Below are 524 nucleotides of genomic sequence, written 5' to 3'. Positions count from 1 at the left end.
CCGATCTGGCAAGCAAGGCAACAGAGTTCTCGCTGTTTGCACAGGAGCGCAGGCAGGCACTGTCGCGCTTGATCGAGTACGAGGTGGCACCCAGCCATGACACCTTCTCGCGGCTGTTGCGACTACTTGATCCGGAGGCGTTCGGGCGAGCCTTCGCCGCCTTTGCCGCAGACTTCGCGCGTGCCTGCCAGGAGGTGGTCTCGCTCGATGGCAAGGCGCTGCGACGAGCCTATGAGAAGGGCCTTGCGGCCAGTCCGCCGCTGACGGTGTCGGCCTTCGCCGCCGAGACGCGGCTATGCTTGGCGGCGGTGTCGCCGGACGACGGAGACAATGAGGTCGAGGCCGCCCTCAAGGTGATCGAACTCATTGATCTTACTGGCAGAATGGTCACAGCCGACGCACTTCACTGCCACAAGCGCATGGCAAAAGCCATCACCGATGGTGGCGGGAACTATCTGCTGGCGCTCAAGGGAAACCGACGCCATTGGCTCGCTCATGCCAAACAACATCTGGCCGAAACCGCC

Annotated in this window: 1 protein-coding gene; it reads left to right on the top strand. The window is 62.8% G+C overall.

All coding sequences use genetic code 11. The features are described from left to right. Window positions 1-5: 5 nt before the first annotated feature. Window positions 6-524 (top strand): ISAs1 family transposase (locus EN786_RS36020; protein ID WP_135910015.1); only part of this gene is annotated, 519 nt, incomplete at its 3' end.

The sequence above is a fragment of the Mesorhizobium sp. M4B.F.Ca.ET.143.01.1.1 genome (assembly GCF_004792275.1).
Lineage (GTDB): Bacteria > Pseudomonadota > Alphaproteobacteria > Rhizobiales > Rhizobiaceae > Mesorhizobium > Mesorhizobium abyssinicae.
This window is presented reverse-complemented; position numbering and strand designations above follow the sequence as displayed.